The organism is Psychrobacillus glaciei (assembly GCF_008973485.1).
Classification (GTDB): domain Bacteria; phylum Bacillota; class Bacilli; order Bacillales_A; family Planococcaceae; genus Psychrobacillus; species Psychrobacillus glaciei.
In genome coordinates, this window is the sequence record NZ_CP031223.1 from 1 (window position 1) to 24481 (window position 24481).

14 protein-coding genes, 3 rRNA genes and 1 other annotated feature are annotated in these 24481 nt (G+C 38.9%); of the genes, 16 read left to right on the forward strand and 1 reads right to left on the reverse strand.

Features of this window, described 5'->3' with window-relative positions; all coding sequences use genetic code 11:
• The 13 genes from dnaA to PB01_RS00065 all read left to right on the forward strand — a co-directional run bounded on the left by dnaA (position 1) and on the right by PB01_RS00065 (position 19882).
• On the forward strand, positions 1-1344 hold the full coding sequence (gene dnaA / locus PB01_RS00005) for a chromosomal replication initiator protein DnaA (RefSeq protein ID WP_151698301.1): 1344 nt from the start codon (positions 1-3) through the stop codon (positions 1342-1344).
• 171 nt (positions 1345-1515) lie between these two features.
• On the forward strand, positions 1516-2652 hold the full coding sequence (gene dnaN, locus PB01_RS00010) for a DNA polymerase III subunit beta (protein WP_151698302.1): 1137 nt from the start codon (positions 1516-1518) through the stop codon (positions 2650-2652).
• Between the two features lie 98 nt (positions 2653-2750).
• A complete protein-coding gene (gene yaaA, locus PB01_RS00015) occupies positions 2751-2978 on the forward strand; it encodes a S4 domain-containing protein YaaA (RefSeq protein ID WP_151698303.1) in 228 nt (75 codons plus the stop codon).
• 1 nt (position 2979) lies between these two features.
• Positions 2980-4098 carry a DNA replication/repair protein RecF gene (gene recF / locus PB01_RS00020; protein WP_151698304.1) on the forward strand — a complete coding sequence of 373 codons (1119 nt, stop codon included), beginning with the start codon at positions 2980-2982 and terminating at the stop codon, positions 4096-4098.
• Positions 4099-4170: 72 nt separating this feature from the next.
• Positions 4171-6093: a DNA topoisomerase (ATP-hydrolyzing) subunit B gene (gyrB, locus tag PB01_RS00025; RefSeq protein ID WP_192797413.1), complete on the forward strand. Its 1923-nt coding sequence runs from the start codon at positions 4171-4173 to the stop codon at positions 6091-6093.
• A gap of 27 nt (positions 6094-6120) precedes the next feature.
• Complete coding sequence (gyrA, locus tag PB01_RS00030) at positions 6121-8640, forward strand: DNA gyrase subunit A (RefSeq protein ID WP_151698305.1); 2520 nt, start codon at positions 6121-6123, stop codon at positions 8638-8640.
• A gap of 107 nt (positions 8641-8747) precedes the next feature.
• On the forward strand, positions 8748-9854 hold the full coding sequence (locus PB01_RS00035) for an HD-GYP domain-containing protein (RefSeq protein ID WP_225986118.1): 1107 nt from the start codon (positions 8748-8750) through the stop codon (positions 9852-9854).
• 266 nt (positions 9855-10120) lie between these two features.
• Positions 10121-11674: ribosomal RNA gene (locus tag PB01_RS00040) — 16S ribosomal RNA — on the forward strand.
• A gap of 231 nt (positions 11675-11905) precedes the next feature.
• Positions 11906-14833: ribosomal RNA gene (locus tag PB01_RS00045) — 23S ribosomal RNA — on the forward strand.
• A 186-nt stretch (positions 14834-15019) separates the two neighbouring features.
• Positions 15020-15135, forward strand: a 5S ribosomal RNA gene (gene rrf, locus PB01_RS00050).
• Together the 16S, 23S and 5S rRNA genes form the textbook arrangement of a ribosomal RNA operon.
• Before the next feature lie 1228 nt (positions 15136-16363).
• Entirely contained in the window at positions 16364-16843 is a 480-nt protein-coding gene (locus PB01_RS00055; protein ID WP_151698306.1) for a glutathione peroxidase, read from the forward strand.
• A 100-nt stretch (positions 16844-16943) separates the two neighbouring features.
• Complete coding sequence (gene guaB, locus PB01_RS00060; RefSeq protein WP_151698307.1) at positions 16944-18410, forward strand: IMP dehydrogenase; 1467 nt, start codon at positions 16944-16946, stop codon at positions 18408-18410.
• Between the two features lie 137 nt (positions 18411-18547).
• Positions 18548-19882: a serine hydrolase gene (locus tag PB01_RS00065; RefSeq protein ID WP_151698308.1), complete on the forward strand. Its 1335-nt coding sequence runs from the start codon at positions 18548-18550 to the stop codon at positions 19880-19882.
• A 27-nt stretch (positions 19883-19909) separates the two neighbouring features.
• Here the strand turns inward: PB01_RS00065 and pdxR are convergent, their stop codons facing one another.
• Positions 19910-21322 carry a MocR-like pyridoxine biosynthesis transcription factor PdxR gene (pdxR, locus tag PB01_RS00070; RefSeq protein ID WP_151698309.1) on the reverse strand — a complete coding sequence of 471 codons (1413 nt, stop codon included), beginning with the start codon at positions 21320-21322 and terminating at the stop codon, positions 19910-19912.
• Positions 21323-21424: 102 nt separating this feature from the next.
• Here pdxR and pdxS point away from each other — a divergent pair, with 102 nt between their 5' ends.
• The 3 genes from pdxS to serS all read left to right on the forward strand — a co-directional run bounded on the left by pdxS (position 21425) and on the right by serS (position 24481).
• Positions 21425-22315, forward strand: coding sequence for a pyridoxal 5'-phosphate synthase lyase subunit PdxS (pdxS, locus tag PB01_RS00075; protein ID WP_151698310.1), 891 nt, complete (start codon positions 21425-21427; stop codon positions 22313-22315).
• Between the two features lies 1 nt (position 22316).
• Positions 22317-22910, forward strand: coding sequence for a pyridoxal 5'-phosphate synthase glutaminase subunit PdxT (pdxT, locus tag PB01_RS00080; protein ID WP_151698311.1), 594 nt, complete (start codon positions 22317-22319; stop codon positions 22908-22910).
• Positions 22911-22935: 25 nt separating this feature from the next.
• Positions 22936-23151 (forward strand) — a binding site (T-box leader).
• A 55-nt stretch (positions 23152-23206) separates the two neighbouring features.
• Positions 23207-24481 (forward strand): serine--tRNA ligase, encoded by a 1275-nt coding sequence (gene serS / locus PB01_RS00085; RefSeq protein ID WP_151698312.1) that lies wholly within the window; start codon positions 23207-23209, stop codon positions 24479-24481.

Below are 24481 nucleotides of genomic sequence, written 5' to 3' on the forward strand. Positions count from 1 at the left end.
TTGGAACATTTAGAAGAACTATGGGCTAAAGTTCTCTCTGAGGTAGAAAAAAAGACTTCTAAACCTAGTTTTGAAACTTGGTTAAAGTCAACCAAGCTACTTTCATATAAAGGAGAAACTGTAACGATAGCTGCTCCTAATTCCTTTGCAAGAGATTGGCTTGAAAATCATTATGTTCACCTAATTGCCGGAATACTAACTGAGTTAACAGGCAATGAACTACTTATTTCGTTTGTTGTACCTAAAAATCAAGGTTTGGATGATTTTGAAGTACCAAGTCCTAAAATTTCTTCAAGTAATGGAGATCAACCTGATTTTTCACCAGGAATGTTAAATTCCAAGTATACGTTCGATACATTTGTAATTGGCTCTGGAAACCGCTTTGCTCATGCTGCATCTTTAGCTGTGGCAGAGGCTCCTGCAAAAGCCTATAACCCTTTATTTGTATATGGAGGAGTTGGATTAGGTAAAACCCACTTAATGCATGCGATTGGTCATTATGTTCAAGAACACAATCCAAATGCAAAAGTGGTTTATTTATCTTCAGAAAAATTTACAAATGAGTTTATTAACTCCATCCGTGATAATAAAACAATTGAATTTCGCAATAAATATCGTAATATTGATGTCCTATTAATTGATGATATTCAATTCCTTGCAGGAAAAGAATCAACTCAGGAAGAATTTTTTCATACTTTTAATGCTTTACATGAAGAATCTAAGCAAATTGTCATTTCAAGTGATCGACCACCAAAAGAAATTCCTACACTTGAGGATCGTCTTCGTTCAAGATTTGAATGGGGTTTGATAACAGATATTGCACCACCTGATTTAGAAACTAGAACAGCAATTTTACGCAAAAAGGCAAGAGCGGATGGCTTAGATATATCGGACGAAGTAATGGCTTATATTGCAAATCAAATAGATTCGAATATTCGCGAATTAGAAGGTGCACTGATACGAGTAGTTGCCTATTCTTCTCTCGTAAATAAAGATATTAACCCTGACTTAGCCGCCGAAGCACTTAAAGACATTTTGCCAAACGCTCGTCCACGAATTATTACAATTCTAGATATTCAAAAGGTTGTAGGAGAGCATTTTCATATAAGACTAGAGGATTTCACTGCTAAAAAACGGACTAAATCTATTGCATTTCCTCGACAAGTAGCAATGTATCTTTCTCGCGAGTTAACTGATTTCTCTTTACCTAAAATTGGAGAAGAGTTTGGAGGACGCGATCACACGACTGTGATTCATGCGCATGAGAAAATTTCGAGAATGCTTAAAGATGATCTAAACTTACAAGATGATGTAAAACAAATAAAGTCTATTTTAGGACGATAAAAGAAGTTGTGGATAAGTTGTATTGTTATCATTTAGTTTAACCACAACTTATCCACATGTGGATACTTTAGCGTAAGTAGGGGAAAATGATGTTATCAACAAATCCACAGCCCCTATTACTATATCTATTAATCTTTTAATAAATAATAATTATATAAGTGAGGTAGGAAAATGAAATTCAATATAACAAGAGATAGTTTGTTAGAGGGATTGAATGATGTAATGAAAGCGGTAAGTTCTAAAACAACTGTTCCGATATTAACTGGATTAAAATTAGAGGTTATAAATTCAGGCCTTTATATTACTGGTAGTGATTCTGATATCACAATTCAAACATTTATCCCTACAGAAAAAAATGGAGAACAAATTATTAAAATTACGGAAACAGGTTCTATAGTTTTACAAGCAAAAGTATTTAGTGAGATTGTACGTAAGTTGCCTACAAATGATGTAGAGATTGAAGTTACTAACCAGTTTCAAACACATATTCGCTCAGGAAAATCTGAATTTAGTCTAATAGGATTAGATGCCACCGAATATCCGTTACTTCCGCAAATTGAAGAAAATCGTCAATTTTTTATGCCTTCAGACTTATTAAAATCAATTATTAAAGAAACTGTATTTGCTGTATCTACCTCAGAAAGCCGCCCTGTCCTCACTGGAGTAAACTGGCAGATTAAAAATGGTGAACTTCATTGTGTAGCAACAGATAGTCATCGATTAGCCAGTAGAAAAACTAGCGTAAAAGAATTACCGGAAGAAGAATATACTGTTGTAATTCCAGGGAAGAGCTTAAACGAATTAAATAAAATATTAGAAGAAACATCTTCTGAAGTTGCTATTGTAATGACCCAACAACAAATACTATTTAAAACAGAAGATGTATTATTTTATTCTAGATTATTAGAAGGTAACTATCCGGATACATCTCGATTAATCCCAAGTGAATATAAAACAACAATTTTAGTAAACGGAAAGTCGTTACTACAAGCAATAGATCGTGCCTCATTACTAGCAAGAGAAGAAAGAAATAATGTCGTTCGTTTCTCAACGATTGGAGAGGGATTTGTTGAAGTATCCTCAAATTCTCCAGAAATAGGTAATGTAGAAGAGCAAATCTTGGCAGAGTCTATCGAAGGAGAAGAGTTAAAAATCTCCTTTAGTGCAAAGTATATGATGGATGCACTAAAAGCTATTGATGGACAAGATATAAAAATATTATTTTCCGGAACTATGAGACCCTTTGTTTTGAAGTCAGTACATGATGACTCCATTTTGCAACTAATTTTGCCAGTAAGAACATATTAATTTTAAGATAGTCACTTCGGTGACTATCTTTTTTTACTTATTTGATTATTTAGAGTAAAATGAAGGGATAATGAAAATGAGAAGAGGTTGAATTATTTTTGGAAAATATTCGATTTGACACGGAATTTATCACACTTGGTCAGTTATTAAAAATGACAGATGTAATAAGTTCTGGTGGGATGGCTAAATGGTTTTTAAGTGAAAATAGTGTTTATGTGAATGGTGAAATAGATCAGCGAAGAGGCCGAAAGCTTCGGAATAAGGATATAGTGAATATTCCTGGTGTAGGAATATTCCAATTGATTGGACCAGAGAACGGGGATTGACATGTATATCGAACGATTAGAACTAAAAGATTACCGTAATTATGATTCTATTCAATTGGATTTTTCCTCTAAAATTAATGTCTTTATCGGAGAAAATGCGCAAGGAAAAACAAATTTAATGGAATCACTATATGTTTTATCTATGGCGAAGTCACACAGAACAGCTAATGATAAAGAATTGATACGTTGGGATGCAGACTATGGTAAAATAAAAGGTGATATTCAAAAGAAATATGGTCGTTTGCCTTTAGAATTGATATTGTCAAAAAAAGGTAAAAAAGCAAAAGTTAATCACCTCGAGCAAACAAAGCTTAGTTATTATATTGGACAGTTGAATGTAGTGATGTTTGCACCAGAAGATTTATATTTAGTAAAAGGAAGTCCACAAGTTAGAAGACGGTTTCTTGACATGGAGATCGGTCAAATTTCCCCTGTTTATTTACATGATTTACTTCATTTCCAAAAAGTATTAAAACAACGAAATCATATTCTAAAACAGCATCAAGGGAAATCATTATTAAACGACGTCATGTTTGATGTATATACAGAACAATATATAGATGCTGCTGTAAAGGTTATTCAAAAAAGATTTCAATTCATGGACTTATTACAAAAGTGGGCAGAGCCAATTCATTTTGGTATTTCTAGAGGTCTAGAAAAGTTGACAGTATCCTATCATACAGCTTCTGGCATAAAAGCAGATTGGTCGGAAAATGAAATGAAAGAACATCTAGAAAAAAGATTATTTGAAAGTCAAAAAAGAGAACTTGATAGAGGTGTAACCTTAACAGGTCCTCACAGAGATGATCTCCAATTTTTTGTGAATAATTATGATGTTCAAACATTCGGATCCCAAGGACAACAGCGTACAACGGCATTATCTTTAAAACTTGCTGAGATAGAGCTTATAAAACAGGAGGTAGGTGAAGCTCCTGTTTTATTACTGGATGACGTTTTGTCAGAACTTGATGATTATAGACAGTCTCATTTGTTAAATACCATTCAAGGGGATGTACAAACCTTTGTCACTACTACAAGTGTAGATGGTCTTGCACATGAAACTATTCAACAGGCTCAAATGTTTCATGTGGAACAAGGGGCAGTTGTGATAAAACAATAAATTTCTAATATATTAAAATAGATTAGTTTCACCATTATTGAAGTGATGAAAGAGTGGGTGAGCAAGTTGGCAATGGAAGAAAAAGAATTAGAATCCTCTTATGATGCTGAACAGATACAAGTTTTAGAGGGATTAGAAGCTGTAAGAAAACGTCCAGGGATGTATATTGGTACTACCAGTTCAAAAGGACTCCACCATTTGGTGTGGGAAATAGTCGATAATAGTATTGATGAAGCGCTTGCAGGCTATTGCGATCATATTATCGTCACAATTGAAAAAGACAATTGGATCCGAGTAGAAGATAATGGACGTGGAATCCCTGTAAGTAATCAAGAAAAAATGGGAAAACCAGCAGTTGAAGTAATCATGACCGTTCTCCATGCTGGAGGTAAATTTGGCGGTGGAGGCTATAAAGTCTCCGGTGGACTTCACGGAGTTGGTGCATCTGTTGTAAATGCCCTTTCCGAGTTTACAGAAGTATATGTTAAACGTGATGGAAAAATTCATAGTATTAAATTTGAACGAGGAGATGTTAGTTCTCCATTAGCTGTTGTTGGTGATTCAGATGAAACTGGAACATTAACAAGATTTAAAGCAGACTTTGAAATTTTCACTGAAACTACTGTATATGAATTTGATCTCTTATCCCATCGTGTACGTGAACTGGCTTATCTAAATCGCGGTTTGTCTATTACAATTGCGGATGAACGAGAAGGACAAGAAAAATCTTTTAAATATTATTATGAAGGCGGAATAAAATCTTACGTGGAGGATCTTAATAAATCTAAAGAGCCAATTACGGAAGAAGCAATATTTGTAGAAGGCGAAAAAGATGGTATTTCCATTGAAATTGCTATGCAATATAATGCCGGATATTCGTCTAATATATTATCTTTTGCGAATAATATTAATACGTATGAGGGTGGAACACATGAGTCAGGTTTCAAAATGGCACTCACTCGTGTTATTAATGACTACGCTAGAAAAAATGGTCTCTTAAAAGATGCGGATACTAATCTATCGGGGGACGATGTAAGGGAAGGTTTAACAGCAATCGTCTCCGTTAAACACCCTGATCCCCAATTTGAAGGACAAACGAAGACAAAACTAGGTAATTCAGAAGTGAGTACTATTACCAATAGTTTATTTGCAGAAGGTTTTGATCGTTTTTTATTAGAAAATCCCCAAGTTGCCCGAAAAGTTGTAGACAAAGGCCTAATGGCTGCAAGAGCTCGTCTCGCTGCAAAAAAAGCTCGTGAATTTACTCGTAGAAAGTCAGCTTTAGAAGTTTCAAGTCTTCCTGGCAAACTGGCAGATTGTTCTTCGCGTGTACCTGCAGAAAGCGAATTGTATATCGTAGAAGGTGACTCTGCTGGTGGTTCGGCAAAATCAGGACGAGATCGTCACTTCCAAGCAATATTACCTTTGCGTGGGAAAATTTTAAACGTGGAAAAAGCACGTTTAGATAGAATTCTTGGAAACGCTGAAATACGTGCCATGATTACAGCTCTTGGTACCGGTATTGGAGAAGAATTTACTTTAGAAAAAGCTCGTTACCATAAAATAATCATAATGACTGATGCCGATGTTGACGGTGCACATATTAGAACTTTATTACTTACATTCTTCTTTCGATTCATGAGACCATTAATCGAAGCTGGCTATGTGTATGCTGCACAACCACCGTTATATCAAGTGAAACAAGGGAAACATGTAGAATATTGCTATAATGACGAACAACTAAAAGAAATTATAGATCGTTTACCGAAAACTTCAAAACCTAATATTCAACGATATAAAGGGCTCGGTGAAATGGATGCAACGCAACTATGGGATACAACAATGGACCCCGACGTTCGCACATTACTTCAAATAAACTTAGACAATGCTATGGAGGCTGATGCTGTATTTGAACAGTTAATGGGTGAAGATGTAGAGCCTAGACGTCTATTTATCGAAGAAAATGCAGTATACGTTAAAAATTTAGATATTTAAGTAAGTGTGTGACTGGAGGTATTGAGAATGTCGGAAATTCCAAATAAAGGCGTTAGAGGCATTAATATTAGTCAAGAAATGAAAACATCTTTCCTTGACTATGCAATGAGCGTAATTGTATCCCGTGCATTACCAGATGTTCGTGATGGTTTAAAACCCGTTCATCGTCGAATCTTATATGGTATGCAAGAATTGGGGAATACACCGGATAAACCTCATAAAAAATCTGCTCGTATTGTTGGAGACGTTATGGGGAAGTATCATCCACATGGTGACTCTTCCATTTATGAAGCAATGGTTCGTATGGCACAAGATTTTAGTTATCGTTATATGTTGGTGGATGGTCATGGTAACTTTGGTTCTGTAGATGGTGACGGAGCAGCTGCTATGCGTTATACAGAATCTCGTATGTCTAAAATTGCTTTAGAATTATTACGGGACATCAATAAAAATACCATTGATTATAAAGATAACTACGATGGACAAGAAAAAGAACCCGTTGTTTTACCTAGTAGATATCCAAACTTACTGGTAAATGGTGCTTCGGGTATTGCTGTAGGGATGGCAACAAATATTCCTTCTCATAATTTAGGTGAAGTAATTGATGGAGTATTAGCTTTATCTGAAAATCCTGCAATTACAATTGAAGAGTTAATGACCATAATCCCTGGTCCTGACTTTCCTACTGCGGGTATTATCTTAGGTAGAAGCGGCATTCGTCGTGCATATGAAACTGGTAGAGGTTCTATATTAATTCGAGCAAAAGTTGAAATAGAGCTAAAAGCTAGTGGTAAAGAAGTAATTATTGTTACTGAATTACCTTATCAAGTAAACAAAGCACGTTTAATCGAGAAGATTGCAGAATTAGTTCGTGATAAAAAAATTGATGGTATTACCCATTTAGCAGATGAATCTGACCGAAATGGAATGCGAATTGTAATTGAAGTTAGAAAAGATGCTAATTCACATGTTTTACTTAACAATTTATATAAACAAACTGCATTACAATCTAGCTTTGGAGTCAATATGCTCGCACTTGTTGATAATCAACCTAAAGTATTGAACATAAAAGAAATGCTTTACCATTATCTAGAGCATCAAAAAGTAATTATTCGTCGTCGCACTCAATTTGAGCTAAATAAAGCAGAAGATCGTGCTCATATTTTAGAGGGCTTACGAATTGCTTTAGATCATATAGATGAAATTATTACATTAATCAGAGCTTCTCAAACCGGCGAAGAAGCAAAAAATGGTTTGATGGAGAAATTCAATTTGTCTGAACGTCAAGCCCAAGCAATTTTAGATATGCGTTTGCAGCGTTTAACAGGGTTAGAACGTGATAAAATTGAAGACGAATATAGTGCACTTGTAAAACTAATAGATGAATTGAAATTTATTTTAGCCAATGACTATAGAATACTTGAGATAATAAGAGAAGAGATTACAGAAATTAAAGATCGTTATAGTGATAAGCGAAGAACAGAAATTGTTGCTGGTGGAGCAGAAGTGTTAGAAGATGAAGACTTAATTCCAGTGGAAAACTCTGTCCTTACTTTAACCAATAAAGGTTACATTAAACGTTTACCTGCAAATACGTATAAGAGCCAAAAACGTGGAGGTCGTGGTGTCCAAGGAATGGGAACGAACGAAAATGACTTCGTAGAACATTTATTGTATACATCAACACATGACACTATATTGTTTTTTACAAACAAAGGAAAAGTGTATCGTGCAAGAGGATTCGAAGTTCCGGAATATGGCCGTACAGCGAAAGGCTTGCCACTTGTTAACTTGCTAGGTATTGAAAAAGATGAACAAGTTACCGCAATGATACCAATGGCTTCTTTCGAAGAAGATAACTATTTCATATTCACTACAAAACAAGGTGTAACGAAGCGCTCTCCTGTATCTGGTTTTGCTCATATTCGAGCAAATGGATTAATAGCCATCTCTTTACGTGAAGACGATGAACTTATTGCAGTACGCTTAACAGATGGAAGTAAACAAATCATTATTGGGACACGTCAAGGAAAATTAGTCCGATTTGAAGAAACAGATATCCGCTCTATGGGTAGAACAGCTGGTGGGGTTAGAGGCATTCGTTTAAAAGATGACGATTATGTAGTTGGTATGGAAATTATCGAACCTGAACAAGAAATTTTAGTTGTAACAGAAAATGGTTACGGCAAACGAACACCAGAAATAGAATACCGCTTACAGAGTCGTGGTGGAATGGGTGTAAAAACTTGCCAAATTACCGATAAAAACGGTCCTTTATCTGCAGTTAAGGCAGTTGATGGAACTGAGGATCTAATGTTAATTACGATAAACGGTATGCTTATTCGTATGGATGTAAATGATATATCAATAACTGGTAGAAGCACACAAGGTGTCCGATTAATGAGATTATCGGATGACGAGTTAATTGCTACTGTTGCAAAAGTAGAAAAAGTAGAAAAAGAAGACGAAGAAGAAGAAGAAGAAGTAGTAAATGAAATTTCTTCTAATGAAATAAATGGGTCTATAATAGAAAATACAGAAGAATAAATGAAAAAACTCTTAGACAATATTTTTGTCTAAGAGTTTTTTTTTGCATATTTAAATAATGAATATTTGGTATAATTAAGAAAAATTAGAGAGAAGGGGGAAATATATTGGAATATACATTAGAGAATTTAGACGAGTTAAAATTAGGAAGTATGATTGCGGAAGATATTTTGGTTAACACGCAATCTCCTATTATACGAAAAGACACGAAAGTATCAAGAGAGCATATTCAAGTATTACGTGCTTTTAATATAAACAAAGTACCAATAGTAATTGATAACCAATTTAGTAGATCTGACGAAGAAATAATAAGCAAATTAAACAACAAAAAAGTAAATAAAATAATAAAAGAAACTCTACCAGAAATGAAAGTGGAATTTATCAATTTATATAATGATGGAGTGAATAATTTTCAAAAGGAATTTAATACTTGGGAATCGGGGATGAAAGTTGATGTAGCAAAGTTACGAAATATATTAATACCTATAATAGAAAGTGCATTGGAAGAAAGACAAATCTTTTTCCATTTGAATGACTACTCTTCTATAGAACAGTATATTGCTCATCATTCCATAGCAGTTGGAATACTTTCTGGTGCCATCGCTAAAAAAATGGGATACTCAGTTGGACAAACTATTCAAATTGCAACTGCAGGCTTAATGGCTGATATTGGAATGGCAAAAGTAGATAAAAAAATTAGAGAAAAAAAGGCGTATTTAACGGAAGCAGACTTTTCCGAGATTAAGAAACATACGATTCACAGTTTTCAAATGGTTAAAGACAGTCCTTTACTAAAGCCTGAGATGAAAATTGCTATTTTCCAACATCACGAAAGATTAGATGGTAGTGGTTATCCAAAAGGTGAAAAGTTGGATAGTATTTCCACGCTTTCTCAAATAATTGCTGTAGCGGATGTTTATCATGCTATGACATCAGAACGAATATATCGCGCAAAAACTTCATCTTTTAAAGTATTGGAAATGATTAAAGAAGAAGAGTTCGGTAAATATAATATTGAGGTCGTAAATGCTTTGATTTCATTAGTAGGTGCTCTACCTATTTCTACACCAGTTCTTTTATCTACAGGGGAAAAAGGAGAAATAGTTTTCATGCATAGAGATTTGCCATTTCGACCTATGATTAGATTAACTGAATCTGGCCAAATAATTGATTTGGCAGCCAATAGAACTGTTCATATAGAGACAATTATGTAACTAATTTATGTTGCTCTTTCCTAATTTTATTCAGAAGGGAAAGGGCTTTTTATTTAATTTCAATAAAGTGTTGACATAGATGTTTATTCTTGATATTATATAGAAGTCGCCAAAACAAGTCGACAACATGAACATTGAAAACTGAACATGCAAAACGTTAAGAAATATAGCTTGAAAGACTGACTTCGGTTAGTTTGATGGCAAAACAATTTGGACATCATTTAATGATGATGCCAGCAAAACAAAATGAGCTTTTTAAGTTCTCTATTATGGAGAGTTTGATCCTGGCTCAGGACGAACGCTGGCGGCATGCCTAATACATGCAAGTCGAGCGAATGACGAAGAAGCTTGCTTCTTCTGATTTAGCGGCGGACGGGTGAGTAACACGTGGGCAACCTGCCCTGTAGATTGGGATAACTCCGGGAAACCGGGGCTAATACCGAATAATCCATTTCCTCACATGGGGAAATGTTAAAAGACGGTTTCGGCTGTCACTACAGGATGGGCCCGCGGCGCATTAGCTAGTTGGTGAGGTAACGGCTCACCAAGGCGACGATGCGTAGCCGACCTGAGAGGGTGATCGGCCACACTGGGACTGAGACACGGCCCAGACTCCTACGGGAGGCAGCAGTAGGGAATCTTCCACAATGGACGAAAGTCTGATGGAGCAATGCCGCGTGAGTGAAGAAGGTTTTCGGATCGTAAAACTCTGTTGTGAGGGAAGAACAAGTACGAGAGTAACTGCTCGTACCTTGACGGTACCTCATTAGAAAGCCACGGCTAACTACGTGCCAGCAGCCGCGGTAATACGTAGGTGGCAAGCGTTGTCCGGAATTATTGGGCGTAAAGCGCGCGCAGGCGGTCCTTTAAGTCTGATGTGAAATCCCACGGCTCAACCGTGGAAGGTCATTGGAAACTGGGGGACTTGAGTACAGAAGAGGAAAGCGGAATTCCAAGTGTAGCGGTGAAATGCGTAGAGATTTGGAGGAACACCAGTGGCGAAGGCGGCTTTCTGGTCTGTAACTGACGCTGAGGCGCGAAAGCGTGGGGAGCAAACAGGATTAGATACCCTGGTAGTCCACGCCGTAAACGATGAGTGCTAAGTGTTAGGGGGTTTCCGCCCCTTAGTGCTGCAGCTAACGCATTAAGCACTCCGCCTGGGGAGTACGGTCGCAAGACTGAAACTCAAAGGAATTGACGGGGGCCCGCACAAGCGGTGGAGCATGTGGTTTAATTCGAAGCAACGCGAAGAACCTTACCAGGTCTTGACATCCCGTTGACCGTTCTAGAGATAGATCTTTCCCTTCGGGGACAGCGGTGACAGGTGGTGCATGGTTGTCGTCAGCTCGTGTCGTGAGATGTTGGGTTAAGTCCCGCAACGAGCGCAACCCTTGATCTTAGTTGCCAGCATTTAGTTGGGCACTCTAAGGTGACTGCCGGTGATAAACCGGAGGAAGGTGGGGATGACGTCAAATCATCATGCCCCTTATGACCTGGGCTACACACGTGCTACAATGGACGGTACAGAGGGTCGCAACCCCGCGAGGGTGAGCTAATCCCATAAAACCGTTCTCAGTTCGGATTGTAGGCTGCAACTCGCCTACATGAAGCCGGAATCGCTAGTAATCGTGGATCAGCATGCCACGGTGAATACGTTCCCGGGCCTTGTACACACCGCCCGTCACACCACGAGAGTTTGTAACACCCGAAGTCGGTGGGGTAACCCTTACGGGAGCCAGCCGCCGAAGGTGGGACAGATGATTGGGGTGAAGTCGTAACAAGGTAGCCGTATCGGAAGGTGCGGCTGGATCACCTCCTTTCTAAGGATAATATCGGAATACAGATTTTTATCTGTATCTTAACGTTTTGCAGTTCAGTTTTGAATGTTCATTTTTATGAGCATTTGAAAACTTGTTCTTTGAAAACTGGATAAAAAGACATTGAAAGAAACAAATTCAAGAAATTCAATTTGTAATCACTTTTGTGATTATATTTTGCGTAGTATTTTTAACTACTATAGGAAGTCCGTGTTTTCACGGAGGACCAAATTAGGTTAAGTTAATAAGGGCGCGCGGTGAATGCCTTGGCACTAGGAGCCGAAGAAGGACGGCACTAACACCGATATGCTTCGGGGAGCTGTAAGTGAGCTTTGATCCGGAGATTTCCGAATGGGGAAACCCACTGTTCGTAATGGAGCAGTACATTTACGTGAATACATAGCGTATCTGTGGCACACCCAGGGAACTGAAACATCTAAGTACCTGGAGGAAGAGAAAGAAAAATCGATTCCCTGAGTAGCGGCGAGCGAAACGGGAATAGCCCAAACCAAGAGGCTTGCCTCTTGGGGTTGTAGGACACTCTACATAGAGTTACAAAGGAATGAGTTAGACGAAGCGATCTGGAAAGGTCCGCAGGATAGGGTAAAAGCCCCGTAGTCAAAAGTTCATTCTCTCTTGAGTGTATCCTGAGTACGGCGGAACACGTGAAATTCCGTCGGAATCTGGGAGGACCATCTCCCAAGGCTAAATACTACCTAGTGACCGATAGTGAACCAGTACCGTGAGGGAAAGGTGAAAAGCACCCCGGAAGGGGAGTGAAATAGATCCTGAAACCGCGTGCCTACAAGTAGTCAGAGCCCGTTAATGGGTGATGGCGTGCCTTTTGTAGAATGAACCGGCGAGTTACGATTACATGCAAGGTTAAGTTGAGAAGACGGAGCCGCAGCGAAAGCGAGTCTGAATAGGGCGAATGAGTATGTGGTCGTAGACCCGAAACCAGGTGATCTACCCATGTCCAGGATGAAGGTAAGGTAACACTTACTGGAGGTCCGAACCCACGCACGTTGAAAAGTGCGGGGATGAGGTGTGGGTAGCGGAGAAATTCCAATCGAACCTGGAGATAGCTGGTTCTCTCCGAAATAGCTTTAGGGCTAGCCTCAAACGTTAGAATCTTGGAGGTAGAGCACTGTTTGGACTAGGGGCCCATCCCGGGTTACCGAATTCAGACAAACTCCGAATGCCAATGATTTATGTTTGGGAGTCAGACTGCGAGTGATAAGATCCGTAGTCAAGAGGGAAACAGCCCAGACCACCAGCTAAGGTCCCAAAGTATTTGTTAAGTGGAAAAGGATGTGGCGTTGCTTAGACAACCAGGATGTTGGCTTAGAAGCAGCCATCATTTAAAGAGTGCGTAATAGCTCACTGGTCGAGTGACGCTGCGCCGAAAATGTATCGGGGCTAAACAAATCACCGAAGCTGTGGATTGATACCTATGGTATCAGTGGTAGGAGAGCGTTCTAAGGGCGTTGAAGTCAGACCGGAAGGACTGGTGGAGCGCTTAGAAGTGAGAATGCCGGTATGAGTAGCGAAAGATGGGTGAGAATCCCATCCACCGTATGACTAAGGTTTCCTGAGGAAGGCTCGTCCGCTCAGGGTTAGTCGGGACCTAAGTCGAGGCCGATAGGCGTAGACGATGGACAACAGGTTGATATTCCTGTACCACCAAACCACCGTTTGAGCAATGGGGGGACGCAGAAGGATAGGGTAAGCATGCTGTTGGTTATGCATGTCCAAGCAGTAAGGTGTGAGTGTAGGCAAATCCGCACTCTGTAACATTGAGCTGTGATGGCGAGGACTTAGTCCGAAGTTCCTGATTTCACACTGCCAAGAAAAGCCTCTAGCGAGGTGATAGGTGCCCGTACCGCAAACCGACACAGGTAGTCGAGGAGAGAATCCTAAGGTGAGCGAGAGAACTCTCGTTAAGGAACTCGGCAAAATGACCCCGTAACTTCGGGAGAAGGGGTGCTCTTTTGGGTGTATAGCCTAGAAGAGCCGCAGTGAATAGGCCCAGGCGACTGTTTAGCAAAAACACAGGTCTCTGCAAAACCGTAAGGTGAAGTATAGGGGCTGACGCCTGCCCGGTGCTGGAAGGTTAAGAGGAGTGCTTAGCGCAAGCGAAGGTGCGAATTGAAGCCCCAGTAAACGGCGGCCGTAACTATAACGGTCCTAAGGTAGCGAAATTCCTTGTCGGGTAAGTTCCGACCCGCACGAAAGGCGTAACGATCTGGGCACTGTCTCAACGAGAGACTCGGTGAAATTATAGTACCTGTGAAGATGCAGGTTACCCGCGACAGGACGGAAAGACCCCGTGGAGCTTTACTATAGCTTGATATTGAATTTTGGTGCAACTTGTACAGGATAGGCAGGAGCCTTAGAGCCCGGAGCGCCAGCTTCGGAGGAGGCGTCGGTGGGATACTGCCCTGGTTGTATTGAAATTCTAACCCATACCCGTAACCCGGGTAGGAGACAGTGTCAGGCGGGTAGTTTGACTGGGGCGGTCGCCTCCTAAAGTGTAACGGAGGCGCCCAAAGGTTCCCTCAGAATGGTTGGAAATCATTCGAAGAGTGTAAAGGCAGAAGGGAGCTTGACTGCGAGACCTACAAGTCGAGCAGGGTCGAAAGACGGGCTTAGTGATCCGGTGGTTCCGCATGGAAGGGCCATCGCTCAACGGATAAAAGCTACCCCGGGGATAACAGGCTTATCTCCCCCAAGAGTCCACATCGACGGGGAGGTTTGGCACCTCGATGTCGGCTCATCGCATCCTGGGGCTGTAGTCGGTCCCAAGGGTTGGGCTGTTCGCCCATTAAAGCGGTACGCGAGCTGGGTTCAGAACGTCGTGAGACAGTTCGGTCCCTATCCGTCGTGGGCGTAGGAAATTTGAGAGGAGCTGTCCTTAGTACGAGAGGACCGGGATGGACACACCGCTGGTGTACCAGTTGTTCTGCCAAGAGCATCGCTGGGTAGCTATGTGTGGACGGGATAAGTGCTGAAAGCATCTAAGCACGAAGCCCCCCTCAAGATGAGATTTCCCATTACGCAAGTAAGTAAGATCCCTCAAAGACGATGAGGTAGATAGGTTCGGGGTGGAAGCGTGGCGACATGTGCAGCTGACGAATACTAATCGATCGAGGACTTAACCAAATAGAATTTGCACATTTCAATGTCTTTTATCCAGTTTTGAGTGAACAAGCACTCAAATTAAAGGGTTCCAAGACGCAAGCAGTGCTAGGAAACGATTGAGAGAAAGAAGGAGCGTACTTAAGTACGTGACTGATTGATCGAATGAAGTTGACAACGCAATGCGCAGTGTATTGAAAGCCGAACTAGTCTAGTGATGATGGCGAAGAGGTCACACCCGTTCCCATACCGAACACGGAAGTTAAGCTCTTCAGCGCCGATGGTAGTTGGGGGTTTCCCCCTGCAAGAGTAGGACGTCGCTGGGCACTATAAAAAGTCGTTACCGAGTAATCGGTGACGACTTTTTTTTATATATACAAGTCTGTGAGATTTAGTCTCGGTTACCGCAGAATTGATCTCAAAGTGACGTCTTTTAACTGATTATGGATAATAATTCAAGGTACTTTTTAATTGAAATTGCTGTATTAAATTAGCTCTTTCGCCTAGATATACTGCATATTTGGAGACTTGGTCACTCCTAGTCTAGCAACCATTCTTTAATAAGTACTTATACAAAAACAAGTCTATTGATTATCTAACGTCTTCTATTTAATGAAACAAGATTATGGCTTACAGTTATATGTTTCAGTACGCTTTTTAGAAATAGTGCGTCTTAGTAACCGCCGGGATTTCCGCTCTAGGCGGACGCATTCAGAGGGGGGAGCGATGAGCCAGCACCGTCGCATGTGCGCCGCTGGTGCGGTCTCATCTGTCTCCCTGATCCCTTCGGAGTCGCCGTCTGCCGCTGCAAACCAGCATATTTGCTAGCTATTCAGTTTCACTATTCACTTTTCAATCTTAACTGTATTATCTGAAGTGAAATCCAATAAATAGATGATCGAGACAAATCACATGATGAACACGACAAATTTCTCATAATAAAGTTTTAACTTGGCATGAGATAGCACTGATTAATTGCACGCACTTTTAATAACGCGTACTAACAAAAAACCTCTATTCTTGTGGCACTTTTTAATATTTAGTTGGAAAAAAGGGGAGTTTAGTTAAAAAAGAAATTATTCTTCTCTTTTTTATACACAATTCCACAACTCAGAATAACTAGCAAGCTCTAGTGGATTGTAGCGAAAGGTCGGCGACTCCTGTGGGATGAGTGAGACAGATGCCCCATCACATCGTACGCGTAGCGTCGGTGATGGGGCATCGCTCACCCCACGGAAAGCGTCCGCCCTGCAGCGAAAATCCTAGCGGTAACTAAGACGCATTATATCTACACTAAGACGGAAAACTAATCGTACATTAACCTAAATGTAGTAGTTAGAAAAAATATGATAACCAACAGTCGTGATGCAAATACACTAATATCGCTTGCTGTATTCTATAAAACCTTATAGTTCTTTCAAAAAATTAAGAGGGATAAAATTACTTTTTAAAACTACCTACATGAAGGGTGTCCCTTTAAACACAAACTAAATTCTTGAGATTATTTAAAGAAAGAAATAAGGTAGAGATAAGCTTAAAAAAAGGAGAGAAAAAATGACTACTATTTACGACTTTACGGTGAAGAATACAAAAGGTGAAGATGTTTCCTTAAATATATACAAAGATAAACCAATGATTATTGTAAATACTGCAAGTCATTGTGGTTTTACACCACAGTTTGCAGAACTACAGAAATTATATGAAACTTACAAAGAAGAAGGGCTCATAATACTAGGATTTCCTTGCGATCAATTTAATAATCAAGAATTTGAAGAAATTGAAAGCACTATTGAATTTTGTCAGTTGAATTATGGGGTAACATTTCCTATATTTGCAAAAGTAAATGTGAAAGGAAAAGAGGCTGAACCTTTATTTCAATTTTTAGTGTCAGAAAAAAAGGGATTTTTATCTGAGGCAATTAAGTGGAATTTTACAAAATTCCTTATAAATAAAGACGGGAAAGTAATAGACCGATATGCTCCACAAACTTCTCCATCTAAAATGCTACAAGATATAAAAAAACAATTTAAATAGAAAAATCGGAATAATTGTATTACTATTTGATTCTTGACAGTGAGTCTAGGCGCTGATAACCTTACAATAATATTCAATTATAGAGGAGGAAATTCGGAAAATGTGGGAGTCTAAATTTCAAAAAGAAGGTTTAACGTTTGATGATGTTTTACTAGTTCCAGCACAGTCAGAAGTATTACCGAAAGATGTGGATTTGTCTGTTCAATTAACATCAAAAATTAAGTTAAACATTCCAATCATTAGTGCTGGTATGGACACTGTTACAGAAGCAAAGATGGCAATTGCTATGGCTCGTCAAGGCGGTCTTGGTATTATTCACAAAAATATGAGTATTGAAGAACAGGCCGAGCAAGTGGAAACGGTTAAACGTTCCGAGAATGGAGTTATTACAGATCCTTTTTTCTTAACTCCAACTCATCAAGTATATGATGCTGAACATTTAATGGGGAAATACAGAATTTCTGGAGTTCCAATAGTAAACAATAAAGATGAACAAAAGTTAGTTGGAATTATTACTAATCGTGATCTACGTTTCATTCAAGATTATTCTTTAATAATTGATGAAGTAATGACGAAAGAAAAATTAGTAACTGCTGCAGTTGGTACGACTTTAGAAGATGCAGAGAAAATCTTACAACAGTATAAAATAGAAAAACTTCCTATTGTAGATGAAAATGGAATCCTAAAAGGTCTCATTACAATCAAAGATATTGAGAAAGTGATTGAATTTCCAAATGCAGCAAAAGATCAACATGGACGCCTATTGGTTGGAGCGGCAGTTGGAGTAACCAAAGATACAATGCACCGAATTGAAAAGCTTGTTCAAGCACAAGTAGATGTTATTGTGATTGACACAGCTCATGGACACTCACAAGGTGTTATGGATACTGTAAAGAGTATTCGTGAAGCATATCCTAACTTAGACATTATTGCTGGAAATGTTGCAACTGGTGAAGCTACTCGTGCGCTATTTGAAGCAGGTGCTGACGTTGTAAAAGTTGGTATTGGGCCAGGTTCAATATGTACTACCCGTGTTGTAGCAGGTGTTGGAGTACCACAAATTACAGCAGTATATGATTGTGCAACGGAAGCTCGTGAAGTTGGAAAAACAATTATTGCAGATGGTGGTATTAAGTACTCTGGTGATATTATCAAGGCACTTGCAGCAGGTGGACATGTTGTCATGCTAGGAAGTTTACTTGCAGGTACAACAGAAAGTCCTGGAGAGACAGAAATATTCCAAGGTAGACGCTTTAAGACTTACCGTGGTATGGGGTCAATTGCTGCTATGGAAAAAGGTTCAAAAGATCGTTATTTCCAAGAAGAAGCTAAAAAATTAGTACCAGAAGGAATTGAAGGTCGTCTACCATATAAAGGACCACTTTCAGATACAGTTCATCAATTACTTGGTGGTGTTCGAGCTGGTATGGGCTATTGTGGAACAGGAAATTTACAAGATTTACGTGAAAATGCACAGTTCATACGCATGACTGGTGCAGGTTTACGAGAAAGCCATCCACATGATGTCCAAATTACGAAAGAAGCACCTAACTATTCCATATCATAAGTAACGTAGAAAGAACCTTTTGCATCCATTTAACGTCTTTATCTAGGCAAAATGGGTGCTTTTTTTGCGGAAAGTGCTATGAAGTAACAAAGTGTGTTAAAATGGGCATTGAAAAAACTTATAGTGGGGGTACAGTAGTGAAGAAAGTTTGGATGACATCAATGATTAAATGGCTAGTACTTCCTATGTTTCTTGTTTCAGTTGTATGTGGAATGCCGACTGCTACAAAAGCTGAGGAAAGTTTAAATTTAAATGTCGATGCAGCAATATTAGTTGATGCAGATACAGGTAAAATTCTATACGAGAAAAATGCAGATGCACCATTAGGTATTGCCAGTATGACTAAAATGATGACAGAGTATTTATTATTTGAAGCGATTAAAGATGGGAAAATTTCTTGGGATCAACAGTATTCTGTTACAGATTATACATACAAAATTTCTCAAAATCGCGCATTAAGTAATGTACCTCTTCGCCAGGATGGTAGCTATTCCATTCATGAACTTTATGAGGCAATGGCAATATACTCTGCAAATGCAGCTACAATAGCTATAGCAGAGACTATTGGAGGGACGGAAGAAAACTTTGTGAAGCTAATGAATGATAAAGCAGCGGAAATGGGCCTGAAAGGTTATAAATTTGTCAATTCAACAGGTTTGAATAATGCGGATTTACAAGGCATGTATCCAGCTAATTCAGGTGCCACTGATGAAAACGTGATGGCAGCAAAATCGGTAGCAACACTTGCATATAATTTAATGAAAGATTATCCAGAAGTATTAGAAACAACGAAAATAGCTAAAAAGACATTCCGTAAAGGGACGTCAGATGCAATTGAAATGAGTAACTGGAATTGGATGTTACCAGGACTAATATACAAATATGAAGGTGTAGATGGATTAAAGACAGGTACAACAGAATTTGCAGGACATTGTTTTACGGGAACAGCTACAAGAAATGGAATGCGTGTTATTGCGGTTGTGATGAAGGCTGTAGATGCAAATGGAGCTGGTTCTTATAAAGCTCGATTTGATGCAGCAAGAGCGTTATTTGATTATGGGTTTGCTCAGTTTTCTAAAACAGAAATAGTTCCATCGGGATATAAAATTCCTGAAAATGAAACATTACCAGTTGAAAAAGGAAAAGAAGATTCCGTTTCAATTGCTGTAAAAGATCCAATATCAATGGTTATTAAAACAAGTGAAAAAGATCAGTACAAGCCAATTTTCACTCCGAAAGAAAAAGCTTTAGAGGCGGATGTTAAAAAGGGTACTGTAGTAGGTACAGTTCATCTCGAAAAGACGGAGGGAACTGATTATGGTTATGTAACCGATAAAGCAACAGAAGTAGATGTGGTGACAACTGAAGATGTAGACCGCGCAAGTTGGATTAGTTTAATGTTCAAAGGTATCGGTAAATTCTTTGGTAATTTATGGCATAGTACAACTGACTTTATAGGCGGACTATTTTAAAAAAACACCGTGAGCTCTCTAATGAGTTTACGGTGTTTTTCTAATTTCCCATACTTTTATTAATGTGTTTATAGAAGCTGAGATATCATTCGTATCAATTCCTCCAAATCCTAGCACAATTTTAGGTGTCGAAGCATTCTCAAAATCTCCAGTTATATATTCTTGAAGAGCATATATTCGAATTCCTGCTTGTTTGGAGAGTAGTACCAACTCTTCTTCTGTTTTACAAGTATGAATCGTCAACAAAATATGCATACCTGCTTGTTCACCTGAAATAGTAACAATAGGATTAAACTCAGCAATAGTTTTCGTAACAATTTCTAGTTTTCGTTTATAAATTTTTCTCATTTTATTTAGATGTTTAGCAAAATGACCGGATTCCATAAACTTCGTTAATACATGCTGGTCCATGCGAGGTACTGTAGCAGCGTAATAGGAATACTTTTGCATGTATTGCATAATAAGTGTTTTTGGTAATACGGCATAAGCAATACGAAGGGAAGGCATTAATGATTTTGAAAATGTACTTAAATAAATAACCCGTTGATTTTGATCGATTCCTTGTAAGGAAGGAATTGGTCTGCCTGTGTATCTAAATTCACTATCGTAATCGTCTTCGATAATATATCTATTCTCTTGTTGGTAAGCCCAGGATAACAGCTGACTACGACGTGTGGCAGATAGAACAGCCCCAGTAGGGAACTGGTGGGAAGGAGTTACATACATGACGGTTGCATTTGTTTGTTCTAATTGCGAAACAATTACGCCTTCTATATCGACTGGAATGGGAATCGATTTATGCTTATCCTCTAAAAATAAATGGTGTGTAAGTGGATACCCAGGATTTTCAATTCCGTAAATAGCTTCTTTGCCAAGTAAGCGGATGATTAAGGGCATTAGTTGCTCTGTTCCAGACCCAAGTATAATTTGTTCAGGTGTACACTTAACACCTCGTGATTGATATAAATAAGAAGAAATTTGCTGTCTTAATTCAAAATCTCCTTGAGGATGCCCCAGTTGTAGGAAATCCTTATTTGCCTCACTGATTATTTCTTTCATATATTTTCGCCATATAGCAAAAGGAAAAGATTCTGTATCAATTTTTCCTGGTGAAAAATCTATAAAAATATCTTCCGTCTCGTTTCCTTCTCTAGTCATATGGGTGGATTCTTGTTCAATAAGAGCTAAGTCTTCCAAATTTTGAACAAAAAATCCTTTTCTTGCTTCCGAAGAAATAAAACCTTCTGCTACAAGTTGACTATAGGCAAATTCAATAGTTGTTTGGCTTACAGCTAAGAACTCAGCTAATTTTCTTTTGGATGGAAGTTTTGCTCCTTCTTCAATTGTTCCGTCTATTATAGCTTCTTTAATTTCGTTGTAAAGTTGCTCGTATAAAGGAGTTTTAGCGTTTTTTTCAAGCTGAAACATTAGATAGTCCATTCTTCACTCCAATCTGACCCCTTCGTATCCTTATTTTCTGACGCTTTTAAAATGGTCATCTTTTATTATACTAAATTCATAAAGATAATGGAGGGAATAATAATGACTATTAATTTTACGGGAACGGATCGAGTTAAAAGAGGAATGGCTGAAATGCAAAAAGGTGGCGTTATTATGGACGTTATTAATGCAGAACAAGCTCGAATTGCTGAAGCAGCAGGTGCAGTAGCAGTAATGGCGTTAGAACGTGTACCATCAGATATTCGCGCAGCTGGTGGCGTTGCGCGTATGGCAGATCCAAGCATTGTGGAAGAGGTCATGGGAGCAGTGACAATTCCAGTAATGGCAAAAGCACGGATTGGACATATCACAGAAGCTCGCATCTTAGAAGCAATGGGCGTTGACTATATTGATGAATCAGAAGTATTAACTCCTGCAGATGAAGAATACCACTTACGTAAAAGTCAATTTACAGTACCATTTGTATGTGGATGTAAAGATTTAGGAGAAGCAGCTCGTCGTATTGGTGAAGGAGCTTCTATGCTTCGTACAAAAGGCGAACCTGGAACAGGGAATATTGTAGAAGCCGTTCGTCATTTACGGAAAGTAAGTGCACATGTACGCAAAATTGTTCATATGAACGAAGATGAATTAATGACAGAAGCAAAAATTTTAGGAGCACCGTATGATGTTTTATTACAAATTAAACATCATGGTAAATTACCGGTTGTAAACTTTGCAGCAGGTGGCGTAGCGACCCCAGCGGATGCTGCTTTAATGATGGAGCTTGGGGCGGATGGCGTATTTGTAGGATCTGGTATTTTTAAATCAGAAAACCCTGAGAAATTTGCAAGAGCCATCGTAGAAGCAACAACACATTATATGGATTACAAATTACTTGTAGAAATATCAAAAGACCTAGGGATTCCGATGAAGGGAATTGAAATTTCTCGTTTAGCTGCACAAGATCGTATGCAAGATAGAGGGTGGTAAGATGGTAAAGATCGGCGTATTAGCTCTTCAAGGAGCGGTGAGTGAGCATGTTCGATCTATAGAAGCGTGCGGGGCAGAAGCAATTGCAATAAAAAATACAAGTGATTTAACTTTAGTTGATGGATTAATCCTCCCTGGTGGAGAAAGTACAACCATGCGTAAACTAATTGGCCGATTTGAAATGCTTGAGTCTTTACAACAATTTGCTGCAGCGGGTAAGCCAATGTTTGGAACTTGTGCTGGACTAATATTACTAGCTAAGCATCTTGTTGGGTATGATTTTGCACATATTGACGTTTTGGATGCGAAAGTAGAGCGTAATTCCTTCGGTAGACAAGTGTATAGCTTCGAAACAAATTTAAAGATTAAGGATGTTGCAGAACATTTTCCTGCTGTATTTATATCTGCACCACATATTGTAGACGTTGGTGAGACTGTTGATATACTTGCTACTTTTGAAGGAAGAATCGTCATGGCAAGACAGGGACATTTGTTAGGATGCTCCTTTCACCCAGAACTGACGGATGATCACCGAATTACTGCGTATTTTATCGAAATGGTGAGGGAAAGGCTTGCAAAACGAGTAAACCTATAGTAAAGTATGAGTAATTTCATGAATTCTAAAAACGATGATAGGAAGTAGTAACAAGCACGTTTTTTCTAGAGAGTCAGCGGTTGGTGTAAGCTGATATTAACACTTGTGAATCCATCCTTTGAGTTGCGCGGCTGAATATTTAGTAAGTCGTGGCCGGTTGAAAAACCGTTATGAGACAAGTGGATTTGGTATGATACTAAATCAATCAGGGTGGCAACGCGGGTATGCTCTCGTCCCTTCTATTTGGGATGAGGGCTTTTTTGCGTTTTTTTATTAATTAAAAGGAGGAATTTCGTATGTTAGATGTAAAATTTGTACGAGACCATTATGAAGATGTAAAAGCAAAACTTGCTAAACGTGGAGAAGATATTTCTGAGTTTGATCAATTTCAACCTTTAGATCAAAAGCGTAGAGAATTAATTGCAAAAACAGAAGTGTTAAAAGCAGAAAGAAATGAGTTTTCTCAAAAGATATCAGAAATGAAACGAAATAAAGAAAATGCGGATGATTTGATCGCTCGTATGCGTGAAGTGGGCGATGAAATCAAAGTATTAGATGATGAGTTAAGAGATGTGGAAGAGAAATTTGACTATATGATGATGCGTATTCCTAATATTCCACATGATAGTGTTCCAATTGGTGATTCTGAAGATGACAATGTGGAAATCCGTAAATGGGGAGAAGCCCCCTCTTTCGATTTTGAAACAAAAGCGCATTGGGATATTGCAACCGATTTAAAAATAGTAGATTTTGAGCGTGCAGCAAAAGTTACAGGAAGTCGTTTTGCTTTTTATCTTGGTTTAGGGGCAAGACTCGAACGTGCATTAATAAATTTCATGATGGACTTACATTCTGAAGAGCATGGATATGAAGAAATGCTTCCTCCTTATTTAGCAAATCGTGCAAGTTTAACTGGCACAGGGCAACTACCAAAGTTTGAAGAAGATGCATTCTTAGTAAATGAAGAGGATTATTTCTTAATTCCAACGTCAGAGGTACCTGTGACGAATTATTATCGGGATGAAATTTTAGCTGGAGGACAACTTCCACAAGCATTTGCTGCATTTAGTGCTTGTTTCCGTTCAGAGGCAGGTTCTGCAGGTCGTGATACACGTGGTTTAATCCGTCAGCATCAATTCAACAAAGTGGAACTTGTTCGTTTTGTGAAACCGGAAGATTCATATGAACAGTTGGAGCTTTTGATTGGTCATGCGGAAAAAGTATTACAATTATTAGGTCTTCCATATCGTGTACTTCATATGTGTACTGCTGATTTAGGTTTTACCGCAGCCAAAAAATATGATCTAGAAGTTTGGTTACCAAGCTACGGCGAGTACAAAGAAATTTCTTCTTGCAGTAATTTTGAGGATTTCCAAGCTCGTCGTTCAGGTATTCGCTTTAGAAGAGAGGCTGGGGCTAAACCGGAATATGTACACACTTTAAACGGTAGTGGACTTGCACTTGGACGTACGGTTGCGGCAATATTAGAAAACTATCAACAAGTAGATGGGACAGTAGTGGTTCCAGAAGTTTTAGTTCCATACATGGGTGGAAAAACGGTAATTAAATAA

What these genes read in the sequence shown, in the direction of transcription:
- pdxS (WP_151698310.1), top strand. Translation starts at nt 21,425, where the DNA reads ATGACTATTAATTTTACGGGAACGGATCGAGTTAAAAGAGGAATGGCT.
- pdxR (WP_151698309.1), bottom strand. Translation starts at nt 21,322, where the DNA reads ATGGACTATCTAATGTTTCAGCTTGAAAAAAACGCTAAAACTCCTTTA.
- serS (WP_151698312.1), top strand. Translation starts at nt 23,207, where the DNA reads ATGTTAGATGTAAAATTTGTACGAGACCATTATGAAGATGTAAAAGCA.
- recF (WP_151698304.1), top strand. Translation starts at nt 2,980, where the DNA reads ATGTATATCGAACGATTAGAACTAAAAGATTACCGTAATTATGATTCT.
- guaB (WP_151698307.1), top strand. Translation starts at nt 16,944, where the DNA reads ATGTGGGAGTCTAAATTTCAAAAAGAAGGTTTAACGTTTGATGATGTT.
- gyrA (WP_151698305.1), top strand. Translation starts at nt 6,121, where the DNA reads ATGTCGGAAATTCCAAATAAAGGCGTTAGAGGCATTAATATTAGTCAA.
- pdxT (WP_151698311.1), top strand. Translation starts at nt 22,317, where the DNA reads ATGGTAAAGATCGGCGTATTAGCTCTTCAAGGAGCGGTGAGTGAGCAT.
- dnaN (WP_151698302.1), top strand. Translation starts at nt 1,516, where the DNA reads ATGAAATTCAATATAACAAGAGATAGTTTGTTAGAGGGATTGAATGAT.
- gyrB (WP_192797413.1), top strand. Translation starts at nt 4,171, where the DNA reads ATGGAAGAAAAAGAATTAGAATCCTCTTATGATGCTGAACAGATACAA.
- PB01_RS00055 (WP_151698306.1), top strand. Translation starts at nt 16,364, where the DNA reads ATGACTACTATTTACGACTTTACGGTGAAGAATACAAAAGGTGAAGAT.